15 protein-coding genes are annotated in these 22,032 nt (G+C 74.9%); 7 read left to right on the plus strand and 8 right to left on the minus strand.

The genetic code is table 11. From position 1 onward, the window contains the following. Positions 1-122 precede the first annotated feature (122 nt). The 4 genes from ACNJ93_RS25765 to ACNJ93_RS25780 all read right to left on the minus strand — a co-directional run bounded on the left by ACNJ93_RS25765 (position 123) and on the right by ACNJ93_RS25780 (position 7,767). Positions 123-4,610 carry an amino acid adenylation domain-containing protein gene (locus ACNJ93_RS25765; RefSeq protein WP_418959822.1) on the minus strand — a complete coding sequence of 1,496 codons (4,488 nt, stop codon included), beginning with the start codon at positions 4,608-4,610 and terminating at the stop codon, positions 123-125. Between the two features lie 440 nt (positions 4,611-5,050). Then, positions 5,051-6,397 carry an MFS transporter gene (locus tag ACNJ93_RS25770; protein WP_418959823.1) on the minus strand — a complete coding sequence of 449 codons (1,347 nt, stop codon included), beginning with the start codon at positions 6,395-6,397 and terminating at the stop codon, positions 5,051-5,053. Further along, the gene (locus ACNJ93_RS25775) at positions 6,397-6,993 is read right to left on the minus strand and encodes an ArsR/SmtB family transcription factor (protein ID WP_418959824.1); all 597 of its coding nucleotides are present in this window, start codon (positions 6,991-6,993) and stop codon (positions 6,397-6,399) included. The genes ACNJ93_RS25770 and ACNJ93_RS25775 overlap by 1 nt, the downstream gene beginning before the upstream one ends. 120 nt (positions 6,994-7,113) lie before the next feature. After that, positions 7,114-7,767 carry an NADPH-dependent F420 reductase gene (locus ACNJ93_RS25780; RefSeq protein ID WP_418959825.1) on the minus strand — a complete coding sequence of 218 codons (654 nt, stop codon included), beginning with the start codon at positions 7,765-7,767 and terminating at the stop codon, positions 7,114-7,116. Between the two features lie 73 nt (positions 7,768-7,840). Here ACNJ93_RS25780 and ACNJ93_RS25785 point away from each other — a divergent pair, with 73 nt between their 5' ends. The 5 genes from ACNJ93_RS25785 to ACNJ93_RS25805 all read left to right on the plus strand — a co-directional run bounded on the left by ACNJ93_RS25785 (position 7,841) and on the right by ACNJ93_RS25805 (position 15,263). Further along, positions 7,841-8,200, plus strand: coding sequence for a winged helix-turn-helix transcriptional regulator (locus ACNJ93_RS25785; RefSeq protein ID WP_418959826.1), 360 nt, complete (start codon positions 7,841-7,843; stop codon positions 8,198-8,200). Between the two features lie 294 nt (positions 8,201-8,494). After that, positions 8,495-9,559 carry a hypothetical protein gene (locus tag ACNJ93_RS25790; protein WP_418959827.1) on the plus strand — a complete coding sequence of 355 codons (1,065 nt, stop codon included), beginning with the start codon at positions 8,495-8,497 and terminating at the stop codon, positions 9,557-9,559. A 184-nt stretch (positions 9,560-9,743) separates the two neighbouring features. After that, on the plus strand, positions 9,744-12,824 hold the full coding sequence (locus ACNJ93_RS25795) for an AfsR/SARP family transcriptional regulator (RefSeq protein ID WP_418959828.1): 3,081 nt from the start codon (positions 9,744-9,746) through the stop codon (positions 12,822-12,824). Positions 12,825-12,960: 136 nt separating this feature from the next. Then, a complete protein-coding gene (locus ACNJ93_RS25800) occupies positions 12,961-13,149 on the plus strand; it encodes a hypothetical protein (protein ID WP_418959829.1) in 189 nt (62 codons plus the stop codon). Positions 13,150-13,220: 71 nt separating this feature from the next. After that, on the plus strand, positions 13,221-15,263 hold the full coding sequence (locus tag ACNJ93_RS25805) for a BTAD domain-containing putative transcriptional regulator (protein ID WP_418959830.1): 2,043 nt from the start codon (positions 13,221-13,223) through the stop codon (positions 15,261-15,263). Positions 15,264-15,335: 72 nt separating this feature from the next. Here the strand turns inward: ACNJ93_RS25805 and ACNJ93_RS25810 are convergent, their stop codons facing one another. Further along, the gene (locus ACNJ93_RS25810) at positions 15,336-16,085 is read right to left on the minus strand and encodes an ABC transporter permease (RefSeq protein WP_418959831.1); all 750 of its coding nucleotides are present in this window, start codon (positions 16,083-16,085) and stop codon (positions 15,336-15,338) included. Between the two features lie 2 nt (positions 16,086-16,087). Next, positions 16,088-17,053: an ATP-binding cassette domain-containing protein gene (locus ACNJ93_RS25815; protein ID WP_418959832.1), complete on the minus strand. Its 966-nt coding sequence runs from the start codon at positions 17,051-17,053 to the stop codon at positions 16,088-16,090. 83 nt (positions 17,054-17,136) lie between these two features. Between ACNJ93_RS25815 and ACNJ93_RS25820 the strand changes: the two genes are divergently transcribed. Further along, positions 17,137-18,360 (plus strand): sensor histidine kinase, encoded by a 1,224-nt coding sequence (locus ACNJ93_RS25820; RefSeq protein WP_418959833.1) that lies wholly within the window; start codon positions 17,137-17,139, stop codon positions 18,358-18,360. A 2-nt stretch (positions 18,361-18,362) separates the two neighbouring features. Then, complete coding sequence (locus tag ACNJ93_RS25825; protein WP_418961523.1) at positions 18,363-19,013, plus strand: response regulator; 651 nt, start codon at positions 18,363-18,365, stop codon at positions 19,011-19,013. A 54-nt stretch (positions 19,014-19,067) separates the two neighbouring features. Here the strand turns inward: ACNJ93_RS25825 and ACNJ93_RS25830 are convergent, their stop codons facing one another. After that, positions 19,068-20,111: an LLM class F420-dependent oxidoreductase gene (locus ACNJ93_RS25830; RefSeq protein WP_418959834.1), complete on the minus strand. Its 1,044-nt coding sequence runs from the start codon at positions 20,109-20,111 to the stop codon at positions 19,068-19,070. Between the two features lie 89 nt (positions 20,112-20,200). Further along, the gene (locus ACNJ93_RS25835) at positions 20,201-21,868 is read right to left on the minus strand and encodes a class I adenylate-forming enzyme family protein (RefSeq protein ID WP_418959835.1); all 1,668 of its coding nucleotides are present in this window, start codon (positions 21,866-21,868) and stop codon (positions 20,201-20,203) included. Positions 21,869-22,032: the final 164 nt, after the last annotated feature.

Below are 22,032 nucleotides of genomic sequence, written 5' to 3' on the forward strand. Positions count from 1 at the left end.
CCCCGGCCGGCAGTCGTATGTCCCGGGGGGAAAGCGTGCCTGAAAGGGCCACCCCCCGGCCACCGTTCGGTGGACCGGGGGGTGGCACACCGGCACGTGGCCGGGGCGCGCCGGCGCCTACCTCACAGCAGCGCCCGCAGGGCGCGTACCGTGCCGGAAGCGTCCGACGCCATGAGGTCGAGTGCCTTCAGCACCCGCTCCGCCAGCCTCCGGACCTCGTCGGCCGGAAGGCCCCCGTCGTGGTGGGCGAACCGCAGCGCGACGGGCTGACCGCCGTCCACCAGGAGCGTGAGCGAGAGCGGGTAGTGCACCTCTTCGTGGCCGTCCGCGCGCTGGAACGTCCTGGCGGAACTCGCGTCCGACACGTCCTCGACGACGAAGATGCTGTCGAAGGGCTCCCCCTGGGCGCCCGGCACCGTCCGCTGCAGATCGGCCAGCGAGTGGTGGCCGTGGCGCACGGACTCGCTCAGCTGGTCCCTGAGGTCCGCCAGGGCCGCGGCGGGCGTCGCCCCGCCGGCCGGGTCCCAGACGACCGGCACGGTGTTCATGACCAGCCCCACGATGCGGTCGATGTCCGCGAGGTCCCAGGTCCGGCCGTCCACCACGCATCCCACCATGACGTCGTCCCGGTCCACGGCGGCCGACAACGTGACCGCCCACGCCGCGAGCGTGGCCACGGCGGGCGTGACGCCGTGCCGGCTCACCAGGCGCTGAAGGCGCGTCCGGGTCGTCTCCGACAGTTCGACGGTCAGCGCCCGCTCCCGGCCCCCGGCGGACCGGCGGCACGGATCGAGATAGCAGGCACGGCTGCCCCCGAGCCTCCCGCTCCAGTAGTCGCGCGCCGCGGCCCGGCGCTCCGGGTCGCGCAGCCACTCGACGTAGCGGCGGTACGGGACCGGTGCCGGCAGCGACCCTCCGCCGCCCGTGCGCGCCCGGTGCAGCCGGCTCGCCTCGTCGGTCAGGACGCCGACGCTCCAGCCGTCGATCCACAGGTGATGGCAGTTGAGCACCACCTTCAGCCGGCCGTCGCCCATCCGCGCCACGGTGACCCGCGGGCGCCAGTCCCGGCCCCGGTCGGACGCCGTGTCGATGAGCGCCTCCGACCAGTCGGCGAGCTCGACGTCCGCCGACTCCGCCGGATGCACCACCTGTACGGGCCGGTCCAGTCCCTGCCACTGCACGCTGCTGCGCAGCACGGGATGCCGCCGGACCAGCTCGCGCCACACCTCGGCCACAACGGAGTCGTCCAGCCCGGGGGCGCACTCGATGACGTGACAGCCGCCGTAGTCGCCGCCCGTCAGGCTGTGCAGCAGCATGCCGCTCTGGAGGGGCGTGAGGTCGTACAGGTCGTCCGCCCCGCCGGTCTCCTTGAGCACCCGGTCCAGCTGCTCCTGCGTGACCGACGCCAGCGGGAAGTCGGACGGCACCCGCGCGGCACGCACCCCCGCCCCCCGTCGGACCAGGAGCTCCAGGGTGCGCACGCAGCGCCGCGCGACCGACTCGACCGTCTGCCGCCGGTGCAGCGCCGGCGCGTGGAACCAGCGGAACGTGAGCTGCCCGTCGGCGACCTCCACCTCCAGCTCGATGTCGTGGCTGCGCTCCTGGCGGGCCGAGCGTTCCTCGCCGGCGGCCCCCAGGGCGGCTCCGAAGCTCTCCGCCTGAAACTGCGTCTCCAGATGCCCCGAGTAGTTGAACAGGACGATGCCCGGGTTGGCCGGCGCAGCCTCGATGTCGCACTCCAGCCGGTCCGGGGGCCCGGCGACCAGGGCCGCCTTGACCCGGTGCACCGCTTCGCGCAGCGCCGGGTCGCTCTCGGCGTCGAGGGTGAACGAGTCGAGCGTCACCCGGTGCACGCCCGCGAACCAGCCCACCGCGTCGGAGCGGTCGGGACCGGGGACGCGGCTGTCCCGGCCGTGCCGTTCCACGTCGAAGGCCACCGACGGCAGGTCGTGCGCCGCGCCCAGGGCATCGGCGAGCGCGGTCAGGATCACCACCTCGACCGGGCTGCTGTAGTCGCTCGGCGTCCTGCGCAGCAGCGTGCGCGTGGCGGACTCCGGCAGCCGCACCTCGACGCACTCGGCGCTCCCCACGGTATTCGGACCCTCGGGCACGTCGCGGGGCAGCGAGACCGCCTCGCGCGCCGCCTCCCCGGCGCCGCCGGACGCGCCCGCGTCGCGGGGCCGTGCGGCGGCGAGCGCGCTTGCCCACTGCGAGAAGGCGAACGAGTCCTCGGGCAGGCCGGGCTCGCGTCCGGCGGCGAGGTTCGTGTACGCGACGTCCAGATCGCGCACGATCCGCGGCCAGGAGAAGGTGTCGACCGCGAGGTGGTGGACGGCGATCAGGAGCAGACTCGGGCGCGCGGCGCTCGAGATGAGCGCGGCGCGGAGCACCTGGCCGTTCTCGATGTCGAGCGAGCGCTGCAGCCGGGTGGCCGCCTCCTGGAGCGCCTGCTCCGCGTAGGCGTCCTCGTCGAGGTGGACCTCGGACAGCAGCTCGAAGCCGGGCGGTACCTCGCCGACCTCCTGCCGCCAGCCGTCCGCCCCCTGGATGAAGCGCAACCGGAGGGCGTCATGGGCGCCGACGAGCGCTTCGAGGGCGCTCTCCAGAGCGAAGACCTCCGGCTCGTCCTTCCACTCCAGCAGGATCGACTGGTTGTTGTGGTCCCGGTCCACGCGTACGCGGTCGACGAACCACTGCTGGATCGGTGTCAGTGGCAGCGGTCCGCTCACGTCGACCGCGGTCTCGGCCACCGTGTCCGAGCGGACCACCAGGGACGCCAGGGCGCCGAGCGTCGGCGAGCGGAACACATCGGCGAGGCTCAGCTCGTAGCCCTGCTCCCGCAGGGCCGCCCTCAGACGCACCGTCGCGATCGAATCGCCGCCCAGCTCGAAGAAGTTGGCCTCGGGTCCGGCCTCGCTCACCCCCAGCACGGACCTCCACGCCTCGCGCAGCACGTCCTGCGCCCCTTCCCCGGCAGGGCCGTCGGGGGCCGGCGCCGGCTCGGGAGTCCGCTCGGTCTCCTGGCGCGCCAGTGCCCCGTGGTCGACCTTCCCGTTGGCGTCGAGCGGGATCGCGTCCACGGCGGCGTACTGCCGCGGGACGGCATAGTCCGGGACCCGGTCTGCCAGCCACTCGGGCAGGCCCTCCGGCACCGCCCCGTCGACGACCAGGTAGGCCTTCAGGACGAGCGGCACGTCGGGCCCGGCGGCATGGCCCACGACCGCCGCGTCACGGACGGCCGGGTGCAGACGGAGCGCCGCCTCCGTCTCGCCCGGTTCGACGCGGTAGCCGCGTATCTTCAGCTGACGGTCCGACCTGCCCAGGAAGACGGCGTTGCCGTCGTCGTCCCAGACCGCCCGGTCGCCGGTGCGGTACATCCGGGATCCGGGCTCGGACGCGTACGGGTCGGGAACGAACTTCTCGCTGCTCAGGTCGGGCCGCCCCAGATAGCCGCGGGCGCAGCACACCCCGCCGATGAAGATCTCCCCCTCCTCGCCGGCCGGCACCGGCCGGAGGTCGTCGTCCAGGATGTACATCGAGGTGTTCTCGATCGGCCTGCCGATCGGGATGATCTCCCCGGAGAAGGAGTCCGGCGTCATGAAGAAGGCGTTGGCCACCGAAGCCTCGGTCGGGCCGTACTCGTTGAGTACGGGTGTGCCGGAGTCGAGCGCGCGCCACCGATGCAGCGCCTGCACCGGGAAGCGGTCCGCCCCCACAGCGAGCAGACCGGCCAGGCTCCGGGCCGCGTCCGAGTCGACCGTCGAGGTGATCAGGTCGAGTTGGCCCGGGGTCAGCTTGATGAATCCGTACGGCCCCGAGGACAGCACCTCGGCGATCTGTGCGGGCAGGTCCTGGTCGTCGGGGACGAGCCGCACGGCCTGGCCGCACCACAGGGGCGCGTAGATGTTGGGCACGACCATGTCGAAGCCGACCGAGGAGAAGAGCGGCGCACCCTCGTCGCCGAGCTTCGTGTACGTCTCGACGGCCCAGTCCAGGTAGTTGGCCACCCCGTGGTGATGGCACATCACACCCTTGGGGCGCCCGCTCGACCCGGACGTGTAGATGACGTACGCCAGTTGCTGCGGGAGGACGTCCACGCCGAGATCGCCGCGTTCCGCCGGGCCGGCGGTCGCGACGTGCTCCAGCAGTTCGTCGACGCGTAACGCCGTCGTGCCGGCGAACTCCCGGTCGTCCAGATGCCCGGCGTCGGTGAGGACGACGGTGGGCCGGGCGTCCTCCACGATGTGCCGCCGCCGCTGCTCCGGGTCGCCGGGGGACAGCGGCACGTACGCCCCGCCGGCCTTCATCACCGCGAGGAAGGCGACCAGCAGTTCCACGGACCGCGGCAGGCACACGACGACGAGCGACTCGGCGCCGACTCCGTGGGCACGCAGCCGGCGCGCCAGGACGTTCGCCCGGCCGTTGAGCTCCTCGTACGTCAGCGTCGCACCGCGGGTGCGCAGGGCGACGCGGTGCGGAGTACGGGACGCCTGTGCCTCGAACCCGCCGTGGATCGTCTCCGCCCGGATGGCCCGCCGCGGCGCCCATCCGTCCGGAACGCCGGACGCCGCGGGCGCGGCGGGGAATTTCGACTCGCTGAACTCCGTCATCGTCTCTCCAAGCTCCTGATCGGTCGATGTCTGACACCACTGGAGATCAACCGTCGCGCGCAGCTCGGCTCATGGAATTCGAAAGCCTGGCGACGGCTGCGAAGTGGACCGACGCCGGCGAAACAACGATGAGGCCCACCGCAGCCGACGCGAGGACTATAGGCGCGGCCGATCGGAGAACGCACTCGTCGAGGCCATTGCGGGAGCCCTCCGCCGCTCCGGGGAGGAGGTCATATGCGCTGTTCACGGCGCCTGTTCCTCCCCCGCGGGGATGAAGTTCGACACCGCTTCCACCCGGTGGTGGATGGCGACCGAACGACGGGAAATCTAGAATCGCCGGATTCCCTGCCCAAGGAACCCAAGGGAAGGGAAGAGTGAAACGGCACCGCCTCCCTGCATTTCTCGGGAGACGGTGCCGAGGTCCGGCCGGCGGCAGATTTCTACGAGGCCGCTCGGGCGGTCTCCACCGGGGTGGCGGGGAGGTTCGGCCCGCCCGCCGCCTTGCCGCGGTGGCGGTCCATTTCGCGCCACTCGGGGCGCAGACCCGCGAGGTTGGTGGTGAGGAAGTACAGGACGCCCGCGGTCAGCAGCACCGGCGCGAGGCCCACGCCGGCCACGGCGGCGCCGCCGAGCAGGCCGCCCAGGGGGATGCCGGCCCAGGTGAGGGCCTCGCCGATGCCCCGGACCCGGCCCACCATGTCCGGCGGGATCCGCTCGTACGTGACCGCGCCGATGATCGGGTTGATGAACCCGCCCCCGAGGCCGCCGACGCCGATCACGGCCGCCACGACCCACAGCGGCGCGTCCGTCATGAGGATCAGGAACCGCGGCGCGCCCATGACGAGCCAGCCGAGGAAGAACACCGGCCGGCGGCGCAGCCGGTGGGCCACCGCCGCGGCGACGAAGCTGCCGAGCGTCGCCGTGATGCTGAACGCGGCCAGCATGAGCCCGATCGCCGCCGGACCGTGGCCGGACTCCTTGGCCCACACGGGGATGAGCACGGCGGCGTACGCGGCGTCCAGCAGGTTCGTGATGCCGAGCATCACGGAGAGCGTCAGCAGCATCGGCTCCCGGCGCAGGAACGCGAAGCCCTGCCGGAAGCTGTGCCAGTAGCCGCCGTCCCGGCCGCCGGCTTCGGCCGCTGTCGCCTTCTCCGCAGGGCGCTCTTGCGGCCGGCCCATGGCGCGCGGCAGTGCCATGGCGATGATCAGCGAACCCAGGGCGAAACAGGCCGCGTTGACGCCCAGGCCGACCATCGGGCCGACGAATCCCACCAGCGCGCCTCCGGCGGCGGGGCCGACGGTCCCGGACAGGCGCTCGACGACGCCCTGCAGGCCGGTCGCCCGTTCCAGCGGAACCCGGCTGAGCCCGGCCGCCTCCGGGATCATGACGTCCTTCGCCAGGTCGCCCGGGCTGCGGACCGTGCCGATCACCCCGACGAGGACGAGCAGGGTCCCGAACGACAGCATGCCCCTGGCGTGCAGCAGCGGAATCGTCAGCGCGGCGGCCGCGCTGACGACGTCGGCGATCCAGGAGATCCGGCGGGGGCCGACCCGGTCGACCAGCGGCCCGCTGAACGCCTTGACCGCCACGTAGGGGCCCATCTCGCAGAACGCGACGAGACCGGTCTGCGTGGCGCTGCCGGTCGTGACGAGCACGAACCAGGGCAGGGCGATGGCCGAGATCCTGGTGCCGCTGTGCGCGACCAGGATCGCGGCGAGCACCCCCGCGAGCGGCCGCAGCCGCGCCCGCCCGGCCTTCTCCTTCTCCGTCTCCGTCTCTAACATCAGCTCTCCGCCTCCTGTTCGGCGATGTCGATGTCCGGCAGCACGTGGACGTTCACCCACACCCGCTCGGCGTCCTGGGGCTCGGTGTCGCCCGGCGCGCGCCGGTACCGGTCGATCACGGACCAGATCTCGTCCCGCATGTTCTGGGCCTCCGTGGGAGTGAGCCGCAGGGCGGCGTCGCTCATGTCGAACGCCTCCCGCCACGGCCGGGGCAGCGTCTGCAGACCGTCGAGCGCCTGCTGGGTGCGCAGGGTGTACGTGGTGTGCACCGACTGCAGGTACGCCATCGCCGCCTCGGGTTCGCGGTCGGCGAGGTCCTCGGAGCTGAAGCGCGTCAGCTGGTGCACCGAACGCCACCACCGCTCCCGCGCGTTCCCCCGCTCCGCGTCCTCGGCCACGAAGCCGGCCGCGGCGAGCTGGCGCAGGTGATAGCTGGTGGCCCCGGAGTTCAGGGCCAGACGCGCGGCCAACTGCGTGGCCGTGGCGGGCCCGTGTGCCCGCAGCAGCCCGAGGAGCTGCACACGCACGGGATGCGCCAGGGCGCGCAGGCCCTTGGCGTCCAGGACGACGGAGTTCTCGGCGGGAATCTGTGCCATGTCACAGCACCATAGACCGCAAAGGCTTCTTTGCAAAGACCTCTTGGCGGTTCTCCTCCGTGAGGGGCCCCCGGGGCACGAGTCCTCCGGGCGCGGAGGAGATGAAACGGCCGCCGTGGACTAGTGATTCGGTCCGGCCGCGTAGGCGAGTGGCGGGGCGATCGCCTGGGCGTCCGCGCCCTCGACGATCCACAGGGCGATGAACAGCGCGGCGGTCGCCTCCAGGAGGCCCGCGCGGGCGAGGGCGCCGCCGGCGACGGGGGTGCAGCCGGTGTCGCGCACCAACTCCCGTACCAGCGCCAGCGCTCCGTCGTCGTCCCCGCAGACGGGCACGGCCAGCGGGCGCCCGTCGAAGACCGGCGGCCGCATGCGCCAGACGTCCTCGTGGCAGAGGTTGAACGCCTTCACCACGTGGGCTTCCGGCGCCGCCGCGGACAGCCGCTGCGCGGCCGAGGGGCCGCCTTCCGTCAGGAGCCGGAAGTCCGGTCCGAGCGGGTTGGAGCAGTCGATCAGGGCCTTGCCCGCCAGGGCCGCGCGCAGTTCCCGCGCCACGTCCGCCCCCGCCGCGTACGGCAGCGCGGCCAGCACCACGTCCTCGCCGGCCTCGGCCGCCGCGCGCAGGCCGGCGGGCTTCGCCCCGCCTCCGATGCGCGCCGCGAGCCGCTCCGCCCTGTCGATGTCCCGTCCGCCGACGGTCACTTCGTGCCCGGCCCGCACCCAGTGGGTGGCGAGCGCGTCGGCCATGTTGCCCGTGCCCAGTACGCCGATCCTCATCACACGTTCCTCTCCGTGCCGGCTTCGACCGTTCACAGGAACGCTAGACAGGCGCTCGGGCACCATGTGGTGCGTGACGACCGACACCTTTCTCGCCGACTGCCGCGCCCGCCTCGCCTTCGACCTGGTCTCCCACACCTGGGACCCCGTGGTGATCTGGGTGCTGCGCGAAGGGCCCCTGCGCCCGGCCGAACTGCGGGAGCGCATCGGCGGCATCAGCTCCAAGGTGCTCACCGAGACGCTCCGCAGGCTGCAGTTCAACGGCCTGGTCGACCGGCGGACCCGCCCCGACGCACCGTCCCGCGTCGACTACCGGCTCACCGGCCTGGGCCGGACCCTGCTCGCCCCCATCGACGCCTTCGGCGCCTGGGCCTTCGAGCACGGCGACGAGGTCATGGCGGCCCAGGAGACCGCGCGCACCGCCGACCGGTAGCCCACGGCCGGTCCCGCGTCGGCAGCGGTCTCCCCGGGGCGACTTGACGGGAAGGCGCGGTCCGGGTGGGGGCGTGTCGGCCATGTTGGGGAGAGCCGGCCACGGCGCGGGGGGCCCGGGGCCGCCGAGGAGACGGGCGTCTCGGGGCGGTGGCCGGGGTGCCGGGGAGCGGGATTCGGCCAGGGTATATCGCGCGTTGATCGGACGCAGATCTCCGTCCTCTTTCATCGGGACACGGGGGCTCCGTGAGCTTCTGACGACCGACATGACCGAGGGAACGGAGCCGAGGCAACCATGCATCCGCGATGGAGTGAGGACTTCCGGCCGCGCCCGGACGGCGACGCCCGGATCGCCGGGCCCGCGCGCACCGAGGCCGGCGCCCGAGCCGCGTTCCTCGGCCGGCAGGCGGGCGCGGGCGCCGACCCGGCCGAACTCCTGGAACGGGCCGCCGCCGCGGCCGACCCCCGTACGGGCCTCTTCGCGGCGGTGCCGGACGCCGAGCCCGGACCGGCGGGGCTGTGGGCGTGCGGGATCTCCGTGCTCGACCCGTTCGGCGTGCTGCCCGACGGGACGCCCGGCGTCCTCGTCCCCGGGTACGGCGGTGCGGCGCGGAGCGCCCGCCTCGACGCGGTGCTCGGCGCGCTCGCCGTGTCCGGGACGTTCGCCGCCGTGGCCCACGCTCGGCGCGTCCGCGAGGTCTGGGGCCTCGACCTCGTCACCGGGCGGCTGCGCCGCGTGCCGGCCGCCGAGGCGTACGCCGCCCCGGCGCCGGGGGCGCCGTTCCGGCCGCTGCCCGGTGCGGCGGCCGGGCTGACCTGGGGCGCGGCCGTGGAGACCGCGCTGACCCGGCACTGCGAGGAGCTGGTGGCGCACCGGCTCGCCGAGCCCGGGGCGCGGGTCCCCCGGCTGGCCCTGCCCGGCGACGCCGACGCCCCCCTGCGCGCGCTGCGTGACCTGGGCGAACCCGTCGCCCACGACCTGTCGGCGCTGCTCTCGGTGCCGGCCTGCGCGATCCGGCTGCCTGCGGCCGCGGACCGGGACGGCGGCACCGGCACGGTCGTCGCCGTCGGCGCCACCCGGACGGAGGCCGTCGCGACCGCGGTGCGGCGCGCGCTGATCCTCGGCGCGGGCCCGAGTGTGCCGGCGGGCTCCGCGGTCCCGTGCGTTCCCGCCGTGACCCGGGAGCAGGAGGCGCCCGGCCCTCCGGTTCCGGCGGAGCGCGGAACGCCGGGGCGGACCGGATTCGTCGAGGCGCTCCGGGCCCGCGGGCGCACCCCCGTGGCGGTGCTGCTGGACCACGATCCGCGGGCCGTGCGCCTCCTCCCGTATCTGGTGCAGGTGGTCCTGACGGAGGACTGACGCACCGTCATGGCGACCCGGTGCCGGGCTTCGCGGTCAGCGAAGCTCGGCAGGTGCCGGTTCTGAGTTCCTCATGTAATGATCTCGTGACCGGATGCCTCGCGTCCGGAGACTGCGCGACACGGGGGTCGTGCAGCGGTGAGCGCAGAAGGCAGGAGCCATGGGGGGGCTTATCCGGTTCAGCGTGCTCGGAGCCGTGTCCGTGCTCCGGGGCGAGACTCCGGTCACCATCGGTTCGCCGCAGCAGCAGGCCCTCCTCGTGGCGCTGCTGCTGCGCTCCGGGCGGGTGGCCGCCACGCAGGAACTCATCGACTCCGTCTGGGGCGAGGAGCCCCCGAGCTCCGCCCTCGCCAGCCTGCGCACCTACGTGTGGCGGCTCCGGCAGCTCCTGGAGGAGGACTCCGGGGCCCCGCGCTTACTGCTCTCCCAGCCGGACGGCTACCGCATGGTCGTCCCGCCGCTCTCGGTGGACCTGCACCGCGTCGAGCAGCTCGCGGCCGACGCCGGCCGCGCGCGTTCCGCGGGCGACGGCGAGACGTACGGGCGGCTGCTGACCGAGGCGCTCGGCCTCTGGCAGGGCGCGCCGCTGGCCGGCGTGCCGGGCCCGTACGCCGAGCAGCAGCGGGCCCGGTTCGTCGAGCTGCGGCTCCGGCTCCAGGAGGAACGTTTCGAGCACGAGCTGAGCGCCGGCCGGTACGGCGCGGTCATCCCCGACCTGACCGTGTTCACGCAGGAACACCCGCTCCAGGAGCGGCCGTACGGCTTCCTCATGCGCGCCCTGTACGCCTCCGGGCGTCAGGCGGACGCGCTCGCCGTCTTCGCCCGGGCCCGGTACGTCCTCGCCGAGGAGCTCGGCGTCGACCCCGGCCCCGAACTGGCCGCCCTGCACGAGCGGGTCCTCGCGGGCGACCCGCTGCTCGGCCCGCCCGCGCGCGACGCCGAGCCGGCCCCGGCGGCCGCCGGAGGCCCTCCTGGCGCCCGGCCGGTCCCGCGCGGGACGGCCGCCGCCCCGGACGCCGCGACCGGCCCCCCGGAAGGCGCGTCGGCGGCCGCCTCCGCGATCGCGGCCCCGGGCCCCGCGCCGGCCCCCGGCCCGGACCCGGACCCGAAGCCCGCCGTGCCGGCCTTCGTCCGACCGGCCCAACTCCCGCCCGACGCCTTCGACTTCACCGGCCGGACCGAGCAGGTGACGGAGCTCTGCCGGGTGCTCACCGACCCGCGCCGCACCTCACTGCCGGTCGCCTCCATCAGCGGCATGGGCGGCCTCGGCAAGACCACGCTCGCGCTGCGCGTCGCCCACCGGATCAAGCACGAGTTCCCCGACGGCCAGCTCTACGCCGATCTGCGCGGCAGCGGGCTGGAGCCCGCCGAGCCGTCGGCCGTCCTCGGCAGCATGCTCTCGGCGATGGGCGTGCCGACGCACGCGCTGCCCGCCACCACCGAGGACCGGGCGCGGCTCTTCCGCACCCTGCTCGACGGCCGGCGCGTGCTGCTGCTCCTCGACAACGCCCGCGACCCCGCCCAGGTGGGCCCGCTGCTGCCGGGCTCCGCCGACTGCGCCGTGCTCGTCACCAGCCGTACCCGGCTCGTCGGCATCCCGAGCGCGGTCACCGCCGTGGCCCTGGACGTGTTCGGGTCCGACGAGGCCATCGCCCTGCTCACCGCCATCGTCGGCGAGGAACGCGTGGCGGCGGAGCCCGACGCCGCCTCCGCCCTCGTGACCGCCTGCGGCCATCTGCCGCTCGCGGTGCGGATCGTGGCGGCGCGCCTCGCGGCCCGCCCGCGCTGGCAGATCGAGACGATGACCCGCCGGCTCGCCGACGAGCGCCGGCGCATCGGCGAGCTGCGCGCCGGCGACCTGGCGGTGGCCGCCACCTTCGAGCTCGGCCACCGCCAGCTCCCCCCGGAGCAGGCCCGGGCGTTCCAGCTGCTCGCCCCCGTCGCCCGGGCCGGCATCGGCCTCGAAGTGGCCGCCGCGGCCCTCGGCATCGACGCGTACGACGCCGAGGAACTGCTGGAGTCCCTGGTCGACGCGGCCATGCTGGAGGCGCCGCGGCCCGGCCGGTACCGCTACCACGACCTCGTCTGGGCCTTCGCGCTCCAGCTCGGCGTCCCGCCGGGGGACGGGGGCGTCGAGAGCGGCATCCCCGTCCTCCTGCCGCTGCTGGAGCACCTGCTGGCCGCCGGGCGCGCCGCCTTCCAGTGCATGGTGCCCGGCGATCCCGACGGGATCTTCCTCACCGACGGGGTGGCTCCGGGGCAGGACTTCGCCGGCCTCGCCGAGGCGCGCGCCTGGGTGACCGCCGAGTTCGAGTGCCTCACCAACGCGCTGGCGCTGGCGGTCCGCAGCCCCGCCGGGGCCGGGTCGCGCACCCTGCGGGTGGCCGCCGACCTGTTCATCGCCCTGACCCCGTTCGGCAAGGACATCCCGTACGGGCAACTCGCCGCCGCGGCGAAGGCGCTGGCGGAGACCGCCGCGCGGCGCGGCGACGACCACGTCGCCGGCCGGGCGTACTTCGTGTGCGGGAACACGGCGCTGCAGAGCGCCCGGCTCGCGGAGGCCGAGGAGTACGCCCGCCGCGCCGCGGAGGCCTGCGAGCGGGTCGGCGACCTGGTGATCCTGCGGCAGACCCTGAACGACCGCGGCCTGATCGCCCAGTTCCAGCACCGCTACGAGGACGCGGTGCGCTGCTACGACCAGGCGATCGAGCTGGCGCAGAAGCTCGGGCACCGGTCGGGCGAGCTGGTGACCCGGCTCAACGCGGCACAGGCCAGGCTGCGCAGCGGCCGGGCCGAGGAGGCGCTCGCCGCCTGCGGCGAGGCCCTGGCCGCGCTCCTGGAGGTCGAGGACCACCACGGCGCCGCCTACGCGCTCTGCGTGCGGGGCATGGCCCTGCACGAGCTGGGCCGGTACGCCGAGGCGGTCGAGAGTCACACCCGGTGCCTCGCCCTGTGCGAGACGTGGCAGATCCTCGGCCAGGAGTCGCAGGCCCGGTTCCGGCTGGCCGAGACCCTGCGGGTCATGGGCCGCCTGGAGGAGGCCGTCGGCGAGGCCACCCGCGCCCTCGTGCTCTGCGCGCGGCGCGGCGCCGAGCGCGACCAGGGGCTCGCCCTGCTGGTCCTCGCCCGTACCCTCGCCGACCGCGGCGACACCGAGGCCGCCGCGGTCAGGGCCCGGCAGGCGCAGACCCTCTTCACCCGGCTCGGGCTCCCCGACGCCGAGCATGCGGCGGGGCTGCTCGCCACGCTCGGCGCGCACCCGTGACGCGCTCGCCGCTCCGCCGGGCGGACGGATATATGCGCAGGTCAGAGCGCATATCCAGGAACTATCCAGCGTAGATCGGCAGTTGGCACAGTCTCACTCGACAGCACGAACGACGAGCGAACGGAAGACCGAGCGCATGCGAGCCCACACCTCCACCACCCGCGCCTTCGTGACCCTGCGCACCGCCTGCGCCGCCGCCGCGGTGCTCGGCCTCGCCCTCCTGGCCGCCGCCGGGACGGACCTCGCGGCCCCCGCGCCGACCGCCGTGGTGGCCGACGGCCCGATCATCACCGACCCCCAGGAGGAGTGGAACAGCCGCGGCTGACTCGCCGGCACGGTCCGTCACCGTCGACCGGGACGGACCGGGGAACGCGATCGACACGCCATGGGGGAATCATGACGGGTGGTAACACTCCGGCGACGGCGTGCGGGGAACGCGACGTCGCCCATCTGGTCCGCACCGCGCGGACCCGCAACGGGGTCAGCCAGCGGGACCTCGCCGAGCGGTCCGGGATCGGGCTGCGCACGCTGCGCGAGATCGAGCGCGGCCGGGTCCGCGCCCCGCGCGCCGGGTCGCTGCGCAGGATCGCCGAGGCCCTGCACGAGCCCGAACTGCTGGCGCGGGTGGCCGGCGCGGCCGACGCCGACGGGGACGTCACCGAGGACGACCCGCTGGTCCTGCGGATCCTCGGCCGGCTCTCCGCCGCACGCGGCACGGCGGAGCTGGTCACCGGCACGCCGAAGCAGCAGACCCTGCTCGGACTGCTCGCGCTCCAGGCCAATCAGGTGGTCGAGCGCGACGAGATCGTCGAGGTCCTCTGGGACGGGGAACTGCCCGACACCTTCGGTCAGCTGATCCACACCTACGTCTCCCGCATCCGGGTGCTGCTGGAGACGCGCACGGCCCCCGGCCCGGACCGCGCCACGGTCCTGCGCCGCGGCGGCGGTTACGAACTCCGCCTCGGAGACGACCGGCTGGACGTCCTCGAGTTCGGCCGGCTGACCCGCGAGGCCGAGCACGCCCGTGCCTGCGACGACGCGGTCGACGAGCAGGCCCTGCTCGGCGAGGCCCTGCGGCTCTGGCGCGGGCCGATCCTCGACGGGGCGTCCCCCCGCCTGACCGGCCACCCCGCCGCCGTCGAGCACTCCCGGCGACGGGTCGCCGCGGCGCTGCGGCTCGCCGACCTCGCCCTCGCCCGGGGGCAGCACGAGGAGGTGCTCGCGCGGCTCGGACCGATCGCCCGGCACGAGGCGCTGCACGAGGGCCTGCACGCCCGGCTGCTCACCGCGCTCGCCGGCTCCGGCCGACGGGCGGAGGCCCTGGAGCTGTTCGCCGCGGTCGACCGCAGGCTCCGGACCGACAGCGGGATCGAGCCCGGCGCCGAACTGCGCGACGCCCAGATGGCGGTGCTGCGCGAGGACGCCGCGACGGCGACCGCCGGCCGCACCGCCGCGCACACCACCCCGCTCCCGCAGGCCGTCGGCGACTTCGTCGGCCGCGTCGAGCACTTCCCGATCCGCCAGTACCTGACGGGCCGGGGGCCCTTCGCGGCGTTCGGCGCGGCGCCGGTCGCCGCGCTCCACGGACCCGTCGGCGTCGGCAAGTCCGTGCTGACCGTCCAGATCGCCGCGGCCGTCGCGCGCCACTTCCCCGACGGCGTCCTGCACGCCCGGATGCGCACCGGCACTCCGGACGAGGTCCGCACGGTGCTGACCGGTTTCGTCCGCGCCCTGGGCGGGCCGGCCGCGGGGCCGTCCGCCGGCCTGCTCGACGTCGCCGCCCGGTACCAGGAGCTGGTGGCCGGCCGCAGGGTTCTCGTGGTCGTCGACGACGTGGCGGGCGAACAGGCCGTCCGGCCCCTGCTGCCGGCCGGGCCCGGCGCGGCCGCCCTGCTGGCGAGCCGGGCCCCGCTGTCCGGCCTGGAGGGCGCCCAGCACTTCCGCGTCGAACGCTTCACCACCGACCAGTCCGTCTCGCTGCTCGCGCGGATCGCGGGGGAGCGGCGGGTGCTGTCGGAGCGGGCGGCGGCCGAGACCCTCGCGGAGCTGTGCGACGGGATCCCGCTGGCCGTCCGGATCGCGGGCATGCGGCTCGCCGCCCGCCCGCACTGGACGCTCGCCCGGCTGGCCGACCGGCTGGCCGACGAGGACCGCCGGCTGTCGGAGCTGGTCGCCGGCGACCTGTCCGTACGGGAGCGCCTCGGCTCCGCGCACGACGCCCTGGAGCCCGTGCTGCGGGACGCCGTGCGCGCCCTCGCCCGGTCCGGCGCCCGGGCGTTCACCCCCGCCGATGCCGCCGCCGTGCTGCGCTGCGGGGGACGCCAGGCGGAGGACCTCCTGGAGCGGCTGGTCGACCACCAGCTGCTCGAACCCCAGGGCGGCGCCGGCGGGACGTACGCGTTCCCGCCGCTCGTGCGCCTGCACGCCTGGGAGCAGTGAACGGCGTGAGGGGACGGTCGTCGATGCCCACCGTCCCCGTCCCCTCACGCGATCCCTCCGGCGGCCCGCCGGTCAGGCGTCACGGACGCGCAGTGTCAGCCAGCCGCCGACCGCCGCCGCGGCCGCCCACGCGGCCATGACCAGCACACCCGTCATCGGGCTGTAGGGGGCCGCCACGGCGGGCTCCAGACGCAGCCCGTACTGGCCGGCCCGGTCCGGCAGGTACCAGGCCAGCTCCTTCAGGCCCGGGATCTCGGCCAGCACGGGGGAGACCAGGAAGAGCACCGGCACGAGGACGCCCATGGAGAGCATCAGGCTCCGCAGCATCGCCGTGAACCCCATGCACATGATGGCGAGCAGCGGGAAGTACAGCGCGCACACCACGACCGCCCGCGCCGTCCCCGCCTCCCCGAACGCCATGCCGTACGAGCCGAGCAGCCGCTGCGAGAGGAAGAACGTGCCCAGCGAGGCCACCACCCCGGCCGCCAGGGCCAGCGCGGCCGCGACCGTCAGCTTCGCCGCGTACATCAGGCCCCGCCGGGGCACCGCGGCCAGCGAGACGCGGATCGCGCCGTGCTGGTACTCGTTCCCGACCACGAGGACGGCGAAGGCGATCACGACGACATGGGCGAAGAGGATGCCGTAGTAGCCGAGTTGCACCGGGTCGAAGCCCGGTCCGTCCGCCTCCTCGGCCCCCACCGAGCCCGACACCCCGGCGCCGATGCCGACGAGCAGGGCGGCGGCCAGGGGCAGCGACCACAGGACCGGCCGCACCGAGCGGATCTTCGTCCACTCCGACCGGAGCACCGCGTTGACAGTCATCTTCAGGCCACCTCTTCCAGGGGGCGTCCCCCGTACTCCACCGAATCGGCGGTCATCCGCATGAAAGCCTCTTCCAACGAGTCCTCGACCTGGACCAGTTCCAGGACGGCGGTCCCCTCGTGAGCCGCGATCCGGCCGACGTCTGCGGCCTCGGCCGCGTACACCTCCAGCGCGCCGCGGTCTCCCGCCGCCACCCGCAGGCCCTTGCGCACCAGGGCCTCGCGCAGCCGCTCCGGCTCGTCGGCGCGCACCCTCACCCGGGAACGGCCGTGCTCCGCGGCGAACTCGGCCATGGACACGTCCGCCAGCAGTCGGCCCCGGCCGATGACGACCAGCCGGTCCGCCAGCAGAGCCGTCTCCGTCATCAGGTGGCTGGAGATCAGCACCGCCCGGCCCCGGGCCGCAAGGCCCTTGAGGAAGTGCCGCAGCCAGCGGATGCCCTCCGGGTCCAGGCCGTTGACCGGCTCGTCGAGGATCAGCACCTCGGGGTCGCCGAGCAGCGCCGCGGCGATGCCCAGGCGCTGGCGCATGCCCAGCGAGAACCCGCCGATCCGCCGCTTCGCCGCCGACTCCAGGCCCACCTGCTCCAGCACCTCGTCGACCCGGGTCCGCGGCAGGCGCCCGGCGTGGGAGACGCACAGCAGATGGTCGCGGGCGGTCCGCCCCGGGTGCGCCGCCCCGGCGTCGAGCAGGGCCCCGACATGGCGCAGCGGCTCCACGAGCCGGCCGTACGGCCGGCCCCCGATCAGCACCTCCCCGGCCGTGGGCCGGTCGAGGCCCAGGATCATCCGCAGGGTGGTGGACTTCCCGGCCCCGTTCGGGCCGAGGAACCCGGTGACCGCGCCGGCCCGCACCTGGAAGGTGAGGCCGTTCACCACCGTCCGGTCGCCGTAGGCCTTCACCAGGCCCCGTACTTCGACGGCGGGTGCGTCCCCCGCACCCCGTGCCGTTGCGTCGTCGCTGTTCATGTCCTCCAGCCAACCGTCCGGCGGCCCCGGACGGATCCCCCGGCGGCGGGAGCCGCTTCCCCCCGGAGAGGGAGCCGATCCACATGAGACGTCCGACGTCCCGCCTGGTCCTCGCCCTGCGCCAGGGGCGCACGTACACCCGCGGACTGCATCTGCTGGTCGGCGCGGCCGTGGGACCGGTCTGCGTGCTGGTGTGGCCCGGCATCACGGAGAACCTGGGGCGCACGCTGGCGGCCTGCGCGCTGGTGCCGGTGGTCCCGCTGCTGCTGCTCGGCCTGGTGCCGGGGGTGCGGCGTGCGGAGGGCATCCAGGCGCTGCTGCTGCTCGTGCCGGACGACCCGGACGCGATCGGCCGCGGCCCGGCCAGGAACCTCTCGGACCGCTGGCGTACCAGCGTCTGGCTGGTGCTGCGGTGCTGGTGGGGGCTGCTCGTGGCCAGTGTCGTGGCCCAACTGCTGTCCGCCGCCGGGACGCTGGCGACCGCGCCGGCCGTCGAGACCTCCCGGACGCTGCTGGGCGTCACCGTCCCGGGCGGTCACCGGTACATCTGGTACGTGGGCCTGGTGCCGCCGCTGCTGCTCCTCGCCTTCGCCATGGTCGTGGCGGCCGGCGACGCCCAACTGGCTCTGGCGCGCAGGCTCCTGGGCCCCTCCACGGCCGAACGGCTGGCGGAGGCGGAGCGCAGGGCGGACCGGCTGCTGGCCAGCAACTCGCTCGCGGGCGAACTGCACGACTCCATCGGTCACGCCCTCACGGTCACCGTGCTCCACGCCGGCGTGGCGCGCGAACTCCTCGACGCCGACCGGGACGCGGTGATCCGGGCGCTGACCGCCATCGAGGAGACCGGCCGGCGCGCGATGGACGACCTGGAGCGCACCCTCGGCTACCTGAAGGAGGGCGAGCCGGCGACCCGTACCGTCCGCCCCACGCTCACGGACGTCGGACAGCTCCTGGAGGCGAGCCGCGCGGCGGGCGTCACGGTGCGGGCCAGCACCGCGGCCGACGTCGACGCGGTCCCGGGCGTGGTCTCCCGCGAGGCGTACCGCATCCTCCAGGAGGCGCTGACCAACGCCATGAAGCACGCGCCCGGTTCCCCCGTCGACGTCGTGGTCGACGTCACGGACGAGCAGGTCCGCCTGTCCGTGGCGAACCGGCTGGTCGAGGACGCGCCCGCGGCCCGCGGCACCGGCAAGGGGCTGCGCAGCGTACGCGAGCGCGCCGCGCTGCTGGGCGGCCGGGCCACCGCCGGAGCCGACTCGGGGCGCTGGACCGTCAGCGCCCGTCTCCCCCTACGGTTGGGATCGTGATCATGGACATCTCCGTGCTGCTCGTCGACGACGAGGAACTCGTCCGGGCCGGCATGTCGGCCATTCTCGGCAACGCCCCCGGCATCACCGTGGCCGGCGAGGCATCCGACGGCTGCGAGGTGGTGCCGCTCGTCCGCGCGCTCCGCCCGGACGTCGTCGTCATGGACGTGCGGATGCCCACGGTCGACGGCATCACCGCCACCCGCGACCTCATGGCCGCCGTGCCCGATCCGCCGCGGGTGCTGGTGATCACCACCTTCGAGCGGGACGACTACGTCTACGAGGCGCTCAGGGAAGGGGCGTCGGGCTTCCTGCTCAAGCGGTCCCGGCCGGCCGAGATCGTGCAGGCCGTCCGTACCGTGGCGACCGGGGACTCGGTGCTGTTCCCCGCCGCGATCCGCTCGCTGGTCCAGGGACGTCCGGCGCGCGAGGCGGGCGACGGGCTCGCCCGCGCCCAGCTCACCGAGCGGGAGGCGGACGTGCTGCGGCTGATGGCGCAGGGGCTGTCCAACGCGGAGATCGCCGGGCGGCTGTTCCTCGGCGTGCAGACCGTCAAGACGCATGTCAGCAGCACCCTCGCAAAGCTGGGGGCGCGCGACCGCACGCAGGCGGTGGTCCTCGCGTACGAGTCCGGGTTCGTCGGCGTGGGCTGAGACGGCCGCGGGGCCCGCCGGCGGCGGACCCGGGAGGGGCGGGGCGGCGACGCCTCAGCCGATGAGGTCCCGCAGCCGGGAGACGACCGCCGCCTCGGACTCGCCCTCCTGCGGCACCGGGACGACCTGGAGGTGGGTGACGCCCGCCTCCCGGTAGGCGTCGAGGCGGTCCTTCACATAGCTCGCCGTGCCGCAGATCGTGGTGGCCTCCAGCAGCGCGTCGGGCACCGCCGCGGCCGCCCCGGCCCTGTCGCCGGCCCGGAACAGCCGCTGGATGGCCTCGGCCTCGCGGGCGTAGCCGTACCGGCTGACCAGGTCGTGGTAGTAGTTGTGGCCCGGCGCGCCCATGCCGCCGACGAAGAGCGCCAGCTGACCCCGGGCCAGCTCCCGCGCCCGCTCCGCGTCCGGACCGATCGCGAGCAGGCCGCCCGCGGAGATCTGCAGCGGCCCGAGTTCCAAAGACCGTGCGGCGGCGCCCTCCTTCAGCGCCGGGCCCCACACGCGGTCGCACCACTCGGGGACGAAGAACAGCGGCAGCCAGCCGTCGGCGGTCTCCGCGACCATCCGGACGTTCTTCGGGCCCAGCGCCGCCACCCACACCGGCACGCAGGGGCGGACCGGCGGCGTCAGCAGCCGCATCGGCTTGCCCAGTCCGGTGCCCTGGCCCTCGGGCAGCGGCAGCGTCACCGTGCGGCCCTGGTGGCGCACCGGTTCGTCGCGCCGCCAGAAGGCGCGCATGACCTCGATGGTCTCGCGGGTACGGGCCACCGGCGCGGCGTACGGCACGCCGTGCAGGCCCTCCACGACCTGCGGGCCCGAGGAGCCGAGGCCCAGGTGGCAGCGCCCGCCCGACAGGGCGTCGACGCCGGCCGCCGTCATGGCGAGCAGTGCGGGGGTGCGGCTGAACACGGACAGGATGCCGGAGCCGATCCCGATGCGCTCGGTGCGGGCCGCGAGGAAGCCCATGAAGCTGGGGGCGTCGTAGCCGTACGCCTCGGGGACCCAGACGAGGTCGAGCCCGGCCCGCTCCAGTTCGGCGACCTGTCCGGCGGCGGCGACGATGTCGGTGTCGTACTTCAGCTGCATGGAGATCTTCATGGCGGGCGCTCCGGGGGTGACGGCGGGACGGGGGGCGGAGGTGCGAAGCGGGCGGCGACGGGCGGGGCGGCCACGTCGGTGACGGAACGTCAGGCGGCTTGCGCGGCAGGGGCGTCGAGGCGGCGGAGGACGCCCTCGGCGATCAGCTCCCGCACCCGGAACTTCTGGATCTTCCCGGAGGCCGTCAGCGGCAGGCCCTCGGCCAGGTACCAGCGGGCCGGGATCTTGTGCGGGGAGAGCTGCTCGCGGCAGCGGGCGACGCACGCGTCCAGGTCCGGGCCCTCGGGGCGGTCGGCGGCGGGCAGCACCACGGCGGCCACGATCTCGCCCCACCGGTCGTCGGGAACGCCCACCACGAGGGCGTCGCGCACGCCCGGGAGCGTGCTGAGGAAGGACTCCAGGGGGCCGGGCGCGATGTTCTCGCCGCCCCGGATGATCAGGTCGCTCAGCCGGCCCTCGATCCGGACCGCGCCGGTGGCGTCCATCGACCCGAGGTCGCCGGTGTGCAGCCAGCCGTCCGCGTCCACCTTCCGGGCGGTGGCCTCCGGGTCGCCGTAGTACGCCAGCAGCTGCTGGTAGCCGCGGGCGCAGATCTCGCCGGGGACGCCGAGGGGCTGCACCCGGCCGGTGTCCGGGTCCACGATCTTGCACGCGACGTGCGGGAGCGGGCGGCCCACCGTGCTGGTCTTGTCCTCGGCGCTGTCGTCCGGCCGGGTCAGGGTGACCACGGAGGCCAGTTCGGTCTGCCCGTACAGGTTGAACACCGTGGTGGAGAACAGCTCCTCGGTCTCGGTGATCAGCTGCGGGCGGACCGGCGCCGCGCCGGTCAGGACGGAGGACAGCCGCGCGGGCTCCCCGTCCCAGGCGCGGGCCACGTCGTTGAGGGCGGTCAGCACCGTCGGCACGCTGGTCAGCACCGCGCCCGGGGAGCGGCGCAGCACCTCGAAGAGGACCTTCGGGTCGAAGCGCTCCATCAGGGTGAAGACGCCGCCGCTCCACAGCGGCCCCAGGCAGGAGATGACGCACCCGGCGGTGTGGAACATCGGCAGCGGCGAGACGACGGTCGCGCCGTCCCGGACGCCGAGCCCCTCGAAGGTCAGCCGGGCGACGTTCACCACCGAACGGTGCGAAAGCAGCACCGCCTTCGGGTCGCCGGTGGTGCCCGAGGTGAACTGGATCTGCGCCGGTACGGACGCGACCTCCTGCCGCGAGGGCAGCGGGGCGGAGCCGCGCAGCGCGTCCCACGCGGCGAGCGGCACGATGTGCCGAAGACCCGGCAGACCCGGCGCCACCTCGCGGACGACCTCGCCCATCGGGTAGCCGCGGCCGGCGTCCGCGTGGATCAGCATCTCGGCCTCGGAGGTGCGCAGGGCGTGCGTCAGCTCGCCGGCCCGCAGCGCGGGGTTCAGGGTCACCAGCGTCACCCCGGCCAGCGCCGCCGCGTACGCGACGATCGGCCACTCCGGAAGGTTCGGCGCCCACAGCGCGACCCGCGCGCCCAGGCCGACGCGCTCCCGCAGCCCGCCCGCCACGCTCTCGGCCTCGGCGAGCAGTTCGGCGTACGTCCAGCGGCGCGGCGCGCCGCCGTCGTCCGGCACCGACTCAAGGGCGGGGGCGTCCGGGCGGCGGGCGGCGACCTCCCGCAGCAGGGAGCCGACGGTGTGGTCCGACAGTGGCAGCCCCGAGTCGGCGGGGCGGAGGGACTCGGTGAGCGGGGCGTCGGTGCGCGGGGCGGCCGGAACGGTGCTGACCTGCATGGGGAATCTCCTCGGCGGGGTGCTGCCGGTCCGTCCGGCGCTGGTCCCATCCCACCGCCGGGGCCCCGGTCGCCGGATCCCCCGGCGGCTGGAAGCCGTTCCCTCCCGGGAGGGAACCGGGGGAGGGAGGCAGAAGCCGTGCAGACCGCGTCCAGTCCCGGCCG

This window comes from Streptomyces tritici (assembly GCF_048500665.1).
GTDB lineage: Bacteria > Actinomycetota > Actinomycetes > Streptomycetales > Streptomycetaceae > Streptomyces > Streptomyces tritici.